Genomic DNA, 2,971 nt, shown 5'->3' with positions numbered 1-2,971 from the left:
AACATCATCAATGGCGGCGCGCATGCCGACAACCCGATCGACTTCCAGGAATTCATGATCCTGCCGATCGGCGCGCCGACGCTGCGCGAAGGTGTCCGCTGGGGTTCGGAAATCTTCCATACGCTGCGCAAGAAACTGAAAGACGCCGGCCACAACACCAATGTCGGCGACGAGGGCGGCTTCGCCCCGAACCTGAAAAGCGCGCCGGTGGCGCTCGATTTCATCATGGAATCGATCGAGCAGGCTGGCTTCAAGCCGGGCGACGAGATCGCGCTCGGCCTCGATTGCGCCGCGACCGAGTTCTTCAAGGACGGCAACTACGTCTATGAGGGCGAGAAGAAGACGCGCGATCCCAAGGCCCAGGCCAAATACCTGGCCAAGCTTGCCGCCGACTATCCGATCATCTCGATCGAGGACGGCTTGGCCGAGGACGACTGGGAAGGCTGGAAGTACCTGACCGACCTGATCGGCAAAAAGACGCAGCTGGTCGGCGACGACCTGTTCGTCACCAATACGGCGCGGCTGCGCGACGGCATCCGCATGGGCGTTGCCAATTCGATCCTCGTCAAGGTCAACCAGATCGGCTCGCTGACGGAAACGCTCGACGCCGTAGAGACCGCGCACAAGGCCGGCTACACTGCCGTCATGTCGCACCGCTCGGGCGAAACCGAGGATTCGACCATCGCCGATCTCGCGGTTGCCACCAATTGCGGACAGATCAAGACAGGCTCGCTGTCGCGCTCCGACCGCATGGCCAAGTACAACCAGCTGATCCGCATCGAGGAAGAACTCGGCAAGCAGGCAAGCTATGCCGGCAAGTCGGTGGTCAAGGGCTGATCCAGAAACACCGGCTCATCGATACCGGACAAAAGGGCGGGAGCATTCCCGCCCTTTTTTGTTTCGACGCCGCCCAACAGGACACCCGTAACCGTCCGTTAAGCACAATCGGGCGAAAAAGATCGTGAGCCGCCTGAGTTCGCGGCCGCGAGGATTTGGATCATGTGGACGCGTCAGCACAAGCAGAGAAACACCGGCCGACTGATCATTCCCTCGCTTTGCGTGGCGTTCCTGGCCTATTTCGGCTTTCACGCCTATCACGGCGAATTCGGCATCTATTCGAAATATCAGCTGGAAGCCCAGACGGTGGCGCTGCAAGGCCAGCTCGATGTGATCAAGGCGCGCCGCATGGAACTCGAGCGCCGCGTTCGGTTGATGCATGAAGGCACGCTCGAAAAGGACATGCTCGATGAGCAGGCACGCAAGGCGCTCAATCTGTCCCAGGCTGACGAAATCACCATTATGTTGCCGACCTCGTCGAAATAACTGATTTCAAGTTAATCATCAATATTTTCAATGATTTTAATCGCTTAGGCGCATGCCAGCTATGCAAATTCGGCATGGCGCAACGCTTTGACGCGTGTTAGCCTCCCTTAAATCGGTGGGGAAGAGCTGATCTCCCCAGAGCAGATTTCATCTGCTCTAATGTCCACAAAGAGACGCCAACAGGGAGTGATGCATGGCCACCGCCGCCAGAAAAGCGCCTGCCAAATCCAAATCCGACGGCAAATCGGGGCTTTCGGCCCCCAAGCCTGCCGAATTCACCAAGGACGAAGAGCTTGCCGCTTACCGGCACATGCTGCTCATCCGTCGTTTCGAGGAAAAGGCCGGCCAGCTTTACGGCATGGGTTTCATCGGCGGCTTCTGCCACCTCTATATCGGCCAGGAAGCGGTCGTCACCGGCATGAAGATGGCACTGATCGATGGCGATCAGATGATCACCGCCTATCGCGACCACGGCCACATGCTGGCGATGGAACTGTCGCCGCGCGGCGTCATGGCCGAGTTGACCGGGCGTCGGGGCGGCCTGTCCCGGGGCAAGGGCGGCTCCATGCACATGTTCTCAAAGGAAAAGCACTTTTACGGCGGCCACGGCATCGTCGGCGCGCAGGTGTCGCTCGGCACGGGCTTGGCCTTCGCCAACCGCTACCGCGACAACAACAATGTTTCGCTGACCTATTTCGGCGATGGCGCGGCCAACCAGGGCCAGGTCTATGAAAGCTTCAACATGGCCTCGCTGTGGAAGCTGCCGGTGATCTACATCATCGAGAACAACCGCTATGCCATGGGCACCTCGGTGTCGCGCTCTTCGGCGGAAACCAATTTTTCGCACCGTGGCGCCTCGTTCAAGATTCCCGGCATCCAGGTCGACGGCATGGATGTCCGCGCCGTCAAGGCCGCCGGCGACCAGGCGACCGAATGGTGCCGCGCCGGCAACGGGCCGATCATTCTCGAAATGCAGACCTACCGCTATCGCGGTCACTCGATGTCCGACCCGGCGAAATACCGCTCGAAGGAAGAAGTGCAGAAGATGCGCTCGGACCATGATCCGATCGAGCAGGTCAAGGCACGGCTGATGGAAAAGAAGTGGGCGACCGAGGACGAGCTCAAGACCATCGACAAGGAGGTCCGCGACATTGTCGCGGATGCCGCCGAATTTGCCCAGAACGACGCGGAGCCGGATCCGTCCGAGCTCTGGACCGATATCGTATTGTAACGGGAGGGCAAGGACATGCCGATCGAAATTCTCATGCCCGCTCTCTCGCCGACCATGGAAGAGGGCAATCTTTCGAAGTGGTTGAAGAACGAGGGCGACAAAGTCGTCGCCGGCGACGTCATCGCCGAGATCGAGACCGACAAGGCGACGATGGAAGTCGAAGCCGTTGACGAAGGCACGCTGGGCAAGATCCTGATCGCCGCCGGTACCGAAGGCGTCAAGGTCAACACACCGATCGCCGTGCTGCTACAGGACGGCGAAAGTGCCGGGGATATCGGCAAGGCCGCGGCGCCCGCCAAGGCGGAAGCGCCTGCAAAGGCAGAGGCTCCGGCGGCGGCAGAGGATAAGGCGGAGGCCGCAAAGCCGGCTGCGCCGGTGGCTGCTGCTCCGAAGTCGGAAATCGCCGCCGATCCGGAC

General features: G+C 60.3%; 4 protein-coding genes. All 4 read left to right on the top strand.

What is annotated here, in order from left to right; all coding sequences use genetic code 11:
* On the top strand, positions 1–837 hold an 837-nt coding region (locus EN984_RS28800), incomplete at its 5' end, for a phosphopyruvate hydratase (protein ID WP_127384137.1).
* A 162-nt stretch (positions 838–999) separates the two neighbouring features.
* Positions 1,000–1,323 carry a septum formation initiator family protein gene (locus EN984_RS28795; protein ID WP_127270588.1) on the top strand — a complete coding sequence of 108 codons (324 nt, stop codon included), beginning with the start codon at positions 1,000–1,002 and terminating at the stop codon, positions 1,321–1,323.
* Between the two features lie 193 nt (positions 1,324–1,516).
* A complete protein-coding gene (gene pdhA, locus EN984_RS28790) occupies positions 1,517–2,554 on the top strand; it encodes a pyruvate dehydrogenase (acetyl-transferring) E1 component subunit alpha (RefSeq protein ID WP_127272717.1) in 1,038 nt (345 codons plus the stop codon).
* A 15-nt stretch (positions 2,555–2,569) separates the two neighbouring features.
* The coding region (locus EN984_RS28785; RefSeq protein ID WP_348630240.1) for a biotin/lipoyl-containing protein at positions 2,570–2,971 on the top strand (402 nt) is incomplete at its 3' end.

The sequence above is a fragment of the Mesorhizobium sp. M7A.F.Ca.CA.004.12.1.1 genome, assembly GCF_003997835.1.
GTDB lineage: Bacteria > Pseudomonadota > Alphaproteobacteria > Rhizobiales > Rhizobiaceae > Mesorhizobium.
This window is presented reverse-complemented; position numbering and strand designations above follow the sequence as displayed.

Coding starts and splice junctions, on each gene's coding strand:
- EN984_RS28795 (WP_127270588.1), top strand. CDS start 1,000: ATGTGGACGCGTCAGCACAAGCAGAGAAACACCGGCCGACTGATCATT.
- pdhA (WP_127272717.1), top strand. CDS start 1,517: ATGGCCACCGCCGCCAGAAAAGCGCCTGCCAAATCCAAATCCGACGGC.